Here is a 6,693-nt window from a genome sequence, read left to right on the forward strand (position 1 = left end):
TTGCTCCTTCTTAAAGAGTATTCATTAACACCCGGTATCGGATTTGTAACGTTGGTCTTAACCTTGTGGCTCGAATTCTCGGATCAAACAGTAGACGCATCCGACTACCAATATTCGTTTGGTAGGTTGCAACGGCTTGAAGAAACCGCTTCTCCTTCGGGGAGAGCTGATCTGCATAACCTATCAGCAGTTCTCTAGCTCTTTTCGAAAATGGGTGAATCACAGGATTGCGTTTATAGCGCCGATAACGGTCCATCAGGGTCGGGGCCTTGATTGCTTGGCTGGTGTTGGAGCTACCGAAACCAGTTACTGCTGAGTCATGCCGCCGATACAGAAGATGCGGTATAGGATCATAGACTACCTTTCCCAACAACTGCGCAACGTTAATCACGTATGCGTCGTGAACGATGTTGTCTATCGGAATATGTTTTCTCAGTAGCTCCATCAGCTTGCGATTAAAGACCATCGTCGTCCCGAGCCAAGTCACATCAAAGAATGCCTGGGGGAGTCGAGTTGTTGGAATGAAATCACGTGGATAGCGGTCACCCAGAGGATTACCACCTCCATCCGCAAGAGTGACGTTGCTATGATACAAAGCTGGCGTCGCTGTGTACACAGCAAGCTTGTTGATGGCAGCACTGAATTTATCCGGAAGATAAATGTCATCTTGATCAGCGAAGGCATAATAATCGCTCTGATCGTCAGGGGAAACCGACTTAAGCAGAGTCATGAAACTATCACGCCAACCGATATTGTCACCAAACATCACGTCCACACTAGCGGTCTTGGCATAGTCTGTAAGAATGGCACGGGTGTGATCTGTCGAGCCATCATCACGCACGAGAACGTGAACCAAGACATCCTTCTGATGTAATAGACTATCCAATAATTGGTTTAGATAAGTTTCACCGTTGTAAGTCGACAAAAGGACTGTTACTAAGGCCACCGCCTTGTCCCCCTTTCATTCTCAGTGAGCTGTGGTTTCGTCAATCAAGTAGGCCTTGCCACGATAGGCGACGTAGGGTGTCTTTGTATCAATCATGGCAGTGTGATGTTTTGCCAGTTGCTGATCCTTGGGCGGCATCTTCATATAATCATGAAAAACCAAGGTAAGGTATTCATCATAGCCAGCCATGACGGGCATCTGTGTATCTTCAAATGGCATCATCTTTGTCGTGGCAAACCATTCCGGATCAAACGGGCGAAACAGTCCCTTCAGACCGCTCGCAAGCTCAACAAGCTGTGTGCTTCCCGGCCGAGACTTTGTCATTTTTCTTTCGGCGCTTTTCCAAATGTGATAACGCAGCTTGGGAGAGCGAACAATGTTCAACGGCAATGCAGTCAAGAACCTTAACAGCTTTCCTTGGTGATCAGGCAAACGCTGATTAATGAAAATAGAGAATAGAATTGCGTTCAAACGCTGACTAAATCGCCCGACTGAAGTCGGTGCAAGATGATCGATCGGGATGATGTCGATTGCGATTCCTTGGTTTACGTCCTCGTTCTGTGTGCGAAAATTGATAAAGGTGGTTGTACTGTCGTTTACCGTCATCGCGGCATGATGGTAATTATGAGTAGCATCTGACCGGCAGATCTGGTACTTCGGATCAGTGGAATACTCGCTCCAATTTTGATACAACTTTTCATAGTCTTCGCGAAGCATAAAAATATCGACATCATCGTCCCAAGGGATAAAACCATGATGTCGAACTGTGCCAATGCAGGTCCCCCCGCACATGTAGTAGGTTAACCCGTTAGATTCACACACTTTTGCAACATACTTGAGGATTTCTAATTCTTTTAATTGAAGACTACGAATTTGTTCTGGGGTTGCTTTCGATAGGTCCGGAATTTTAGTCACGGAAATCACCTTTCTACTTGTTGTTCAAGACAACTGAGCCAAGCGCATTGACATCAATACCTTTGAGGTCGGTCATCATTGCGTCGACCGCCTGGACTTTGCTGAAGTCCCGCCGGAGAACAACTAAAACATTGCCAACCAGCCCAGTAAGTGCCAGCGCTGAAGCCCCCTCATCGAACGCAGGACCATCGAAGAGAATTAAATCATACGTACTTTCAACAACCGTTAGCAGTTCATGCATTCTTTCCTTTGCGTCTACGTTAACAAGAGCCGACGGGTCTTGCGGACCATTAATGACATCAATCAGCGTCTCTGGGACTTTACTCGTCGCTTCTTCTATAGAGCTGCGAGTGGGTATCGAACCAGACAACAAATCAGTCAAGCTCTTTTGACTGGGCACGTCAAAAAAGTTTGCCACTTCAAATGGATTGGCATTAATAATCAAAACTTTGCGTCCGGTACTGGCATAGTTCATCGCTAAGCTAGACACCACCGCTGTTTTACCATCCCCTTGGCTAGCAGACACAATCGTGAAGCTTTTTAAGTCTAATTCAGCTTGCAGCTTTAGTATTTTAGCTGTCAGTGTACTAATACTCTTGCTCTCACTAAGCGACTGTACAGTATATCTCTTTGGTAGTGTAAACTGTTTGCTCACAACGCTCCCCCGTTCCGTTTCACTGAACTTCATAAAGTCTGAATGGTCTGTATATGGTATTTCTTAGATAGGTATTTCTCATCACGCACAGTATGCCGCGAAAACTCTAAAATAAATACCACAATTAGGGAAAGAACCCCACCAAGTACAAATCCTGCCAAGGAATACTTAATAAGGCTTCGTCTACTTGACGAGGCTGAAACTGGAATGTCACCCTTAATAATGGCTACTCGAGACACTGCCATATATTTTGGCGCTAATGTTTTGAAATTTTGCATGATTGTCTTGACTGTCTTAACAGCAATCTGTTGATCAGCACCCTTGTACTTAATTTCCAAGAGCAATGAATTGGGCTTGTTTGCGACACTGAGACCACTTTGAATAGCACTGGTTGGTAGGCTAATACCTTCTTTAGACAGCTTAGCCGATGTAAGTGAAAGGGCCTCTGTACTTTGAATAAGATCTTGACTGGTTGCAATTAACTGATTGGCGTAAGCATTTTGAGTGGCGACATCTTGGGAAGACTTTTCTTCCGGCGTCAAAACTACCTGTCCAGTTGCTTCATATTGTGCGCTATGGCCCGTTTTAACAGCACGATAGCCACCAATCAGAACCGTCACTCCTACCGTGATCAAAGCGATAATCCAGAACCGCTTATAAAGAACTCTAAGTAGTTCTCCTAAACTGATTTCCTGCATGAAGGGTCCTCCGTTCTTAGACATGTAATAGATTAGCTAAGGTGTTGAATGTCATTCTCTTGAACAATCTCATGAAGCTTCTTCAGACTGGGCTCTTCATCCTCGTCCAAGCCCTGAGAGGACACCTTATCGAACAGAATTTTGATTGTTTGCAGCAGAATTTTGAAATCTAATGTCAAGCCATAACACTTGATATACAGCAAATCGAATTTAAGCTTGCTTCGGTAATTTGAAGCATATTTACCATAGACCTGCGCATAACCTGTAATTCCGGCACGAACATTATGCCTCAGATAGTAATGGGGTTCCTCTTGATTAAACTGATCAACAAAATAGGGCCGTTCAGGACGGGGACCAACAATCGACATGTCACCCTTCAGTACATTCACAATTTGTGGCAACTCATCTAACCGGAGCTTGCGCAAGTATTTACCAACCGGAGTGATCCGCGAGTCATTAGCTTGTGCCAAGACAGGTCCTGACTTAGCTTCAGCGGTGGCCGACATCGTGCGGAATTTATAAATCTTGAAGCGGCGTTGATTTAAGGTGATTCGAGTTTGCTTGTAAATAATCGGACCAGGGGAAGTGAGTTTTACCAGGATTGCTGTTACTAACATAAACGGAGAAGCGAGGACAAAGAGGATTAAGGCCACTACAATGTCAAATAGTCGTTTAAGGGCAGCATTCTCAGCAGACAGGCGGAAGTCGCTTATCCCCATGACACTTTCATCCTCAAAATTCATGAGGTTTGGCCTTATCATGAGAAGGTTGTCAAATGTTGATGGCAACATTAAGTGCTTATCATGCTTGATGACGTAATCGACGATTTCCCGCCGCTCCTCGTCACTAATCGTATCTGTGATGTAAAAGATATCAACATCATTGATAATAGACTTAACGTTATCAAGAAAGTGATCAGTGATGACGTAGCGAACCCTGTGCTTGTTATTCTTCGAAGAGCTAAAGTTCTGAATTATTGCAGGTAATTCTTCCTCATAGGACAAAACCGCAACATGTTCGTCTGGTGTGAAAGCCAGATAGAGATAATAAACGATAGTCCGCGAAATCGCGAGTATCAGGATACTGATGATTAAGGACAACAGGAGAACTGAACGCGGAAAGGCAAACAGCCGGCCGATAAAAGTAATGACCATCAATGCTGCAATTGCAATTCCTTGACCTAATACGGTCAGAAAGATGACATCACTGATTCGCCGGTTGTAATACACATAGACTCCCAACAAATAGTTAACAATCAAAAAGACGATTGAAAGCCAAACCGCCGAGTGCTGATAAGAATACAAATTGACTTGCGGTATCGTGATCCCAAAACGCAAGTAATAGGCAAGTAAAATACTGAGGTGAAACAATATCAGGTCAGTGACGACGACGCCTAATCGTTTAAGGCCACTCCACTGTTTGACCGGCTTCATAAACACAACCCTCTCCAAGCTAGATTCGTCTGGCAAATGCCGAAACATATCAAGAAAAAGTATACCACAGGCGCTACCCCTACACCGTGTCTTAACCAAAAAGCAAGCTGTTACCGCAACGGCAACAGCTCGTGAACTTCAAATTTTAACTGTTCAATGCCGGCTTTTTCCCAACTAGCTGAAATTTTCTCGACGTTACGATCGGCATTGATCAGCACAATACCACAATCACCACCACCAGCACCCGAGGATTTAGCGGCCCCGCCCTGATCTTCGGCAAGCTCACACAGGCGATTAAGCTTTGGCGTTTCAATCTGAACGCCAGAGAAGTCAGCAAGTTGGTTGAGCAGCCGGCGGTTAGTCCGTAGAGCCGACTGAATACCTTCTAGATCTTTGGAGCGGAAACTTGCAGTCATCTGATCTAACACGATTGCACTCTCAGCCAAAAAGCTCTGATATTGCGAGCGTCGCTGCGCTTTGGCAATTGCAATCTTGTCAACTAGCCTTGAGGTAGAAGCTGGAGAACCTGTCCAGCCAATCAATAAACGCATCTGCGCCGGCGCCTGAAGTAATTCAATCGATAGTTGAGGCCAACTCATTTGAAGCAACTCCGATAAAGAATGGGTCCTGCGCTCCGCTGCTAACCACTCCTTGTCAAATGAACGATAGGCGATCCACCCGCCATACACTGAGGCAGCAATATCTCCTAACGAGCCGTTACCTTGAACGTCTAAGTGCGCAATGGCTGATAACTTATAGAGCTGATCGGAATTCATTTTCAGGCCGTAAAATTGATTTAAAGCTCGTACGGTGGCGACTGTCACAGCGGCCGAACTCCCAAGACCGTATTTTTTCCCGCTCTCTGAATCCAAATCTGAGTCTACAAACAATTTATAAAGGCCAAGCGGCTTCCCCTGCTCACGTGCATAGCTTTCGGTTAACTTGATTGCACTCAAAATGTAATGAAATGGATTATCGCGGTTGTCGAAGACCATTTCATCGCCTTCGCGCTGCCATAATAGAGAATTCTCTTGGTATTGCTTAGACACAATGCTGCCATAATCAGGCATTTCCTCAACGGTCACGGTGACGAATTGATTAAGTGCAACAATGATTGCGGGGTACCCCGTTTCTACCACCGCATATTCACCAGCGATATATAGTTTCCCTGGTGCTTGAGCTGTAACCACCATCATCAAACCCTTCCAACTCTTAAAGTAATACTCTCTCCCTTTGCGGACAAAAAGATTATACGTGAACCTAGCCCGTCTGGCACGTCCCAGAATGAAGCGTAAGATTTTCTCAAGCTTCAACAGGCATGTCCCTTACTTACCTACTTTGCTCAGAATCAGTTCTTAAAAGAAGAACCTACTGAAATCATTTTCATACTCTACTTCATTTTTAAGGAGAATGAATCAAATTGTAAGATTTTATTCTTAAGCTTCTCTTCAGTCGGGGAAAGTGGCGCAACTTGCTGAGTTTTCGTTGAATAAAAGTTCTCCCCGATCTCAGTGGTGTATTCATAACCTGTCGGCTTTGTTGTGAAGAGTGAAGTGCCAAGAAAATAGTTTTTCACCCGACCAATATCCAGCAGATCCAAAATCGTTGGCGCTAGGCCTAAAGAATTCCGTCCCTTGGCATCGATGGTCTCGCCCTTCACCCCAGGATAATAAATCATCAGAGGAATCGTAGAAACAAAGGTGGAACGGTGATCATCCATGACGCTTGCATAGTCTGGCGAAGCATAGCTGGCGTGGTCCGTGGTAAAGACGAGGATTGTGTTGTCTTTCAAGGGGCTCGCCATGAATCGGTTCAGAAATTCGCCGAAGACTGTGTCCAAGTTATGAAACTTATTGAGTACTGCATTATCGCCTTTCCTGTACTTGTTGTCTGTAACATTCCATCCGTTATGCGTTTCGAGGGTATAAGTACCAAGGAAGAATTTCTTGTTCTGGGAATTTAATTTTTCCGTAAATTGCAAGAACAAGTTAGCCACCCAGATCGGGCCGGGTCGAGATGACCTGTTATCTTATAGTATTGGTTAGC

General features: G+C 44.9%; 7 protein-coding genes. All 7 read right to left on the minus strand.

Annotated features, from left to right (window positions below):
• Positions 1–10 precede the first annotated feature (10 nt).
• The 7 genes from EKM85_RS10315 to EKM85_RS10345 all read right to left on the minus strand — a co-directional run bounded on the left by EKM85_RS10315 (position 11) and on the right by EKM85_RS10345 (position 6,634).
• Positions 11–946 (minus strand): glycosyltransferase, encoded by a 936-nt coding sequence (locus tag EKM85_RS10315; protein ID WP_125586623.1) that lies wholly within the window; start codon positions 944–946, stop codon positions 11–13.
• A 21-nt stretch (positions 947–967) separates the two neighbouring features.
• Complete coding sequence (locus EKM85_RS10320) at positions 968–1,861, minus strand: LicD family protein (protein ID WP_125586625.1); 894 nt, start codon at positions 1,859–1,861, stop codon at positions 968–970.
• Between the two features lie 13 nt (positions 1,862–1,874).
• Positions 1,875–2,516, minus strand: a complete 642-nt coding sequence (locus tag EKM85_RS10325; RefSeq protein ID WP_164510750.1) for an AAA family ATPase — start codon at positions 2,514–2,516, stop codon at positions 1,875–1,877.
• Positions 2,517–2,545: 29 nt separating this feature from the next.
• The gene (locus EKM85_RS10330; protein ID WP_164510751.1) at positions 2,546–3,214 is read right to left on the minus strand and encodes a YveK family protein; all 669 of its coding nucleotides are present in this window, start codon (positions 3,212–3,214) and stop codon (positions 2,546–2,548) included.
• A gap of 32 nt (positions 3,215–3,246) precedes the next feature.
• On the minus strand, positions 3,247–4,647 hold the full coding sequence (locus tag EKM85_RS10335; protein ID WP_125586631.1) for a sugar transferase: 1,401 nt from the start codon (positions 4,645–4,647) through the stop codon (positions 3,247–3,249).
• A 110-nt stretch (positions 4,648–4,757) separates the two neighbouring features.
• A complete protein-coding gene (locus EKM85_RS10340; protein ID WP_125586641.1) occupies positions 4,758–5,837 on the minus strand; it encodes a phosphomevalonate kinase in 1,080 nt (359 codons plus the stop codon).
• A 200-nt stretch (positions 5,838–6,037) separates the two neighbouring features.
• Entirely contained in the window at positions 6,038–6,634 is a 597-nt protein-coding gene (locus tag EKM85_RS10345; RefSeq protein WP_164510752.1) for a sulfatase-like hydrolase/transferase, read from the minus strand.
• Positions 6,635–6,693: the final 59 nt, after the last annotated feature.

It is taken from the genome of Lacticaseibacillus jixianensis (assembly GCF_003946485.1).
Classification (GTDB): Bacteria; Bacillota; Bacilli; order Lactobacillales; family Lactobacillaceae; genus Lacticaseibacillus; species Lacticaseibacillus jixianensis.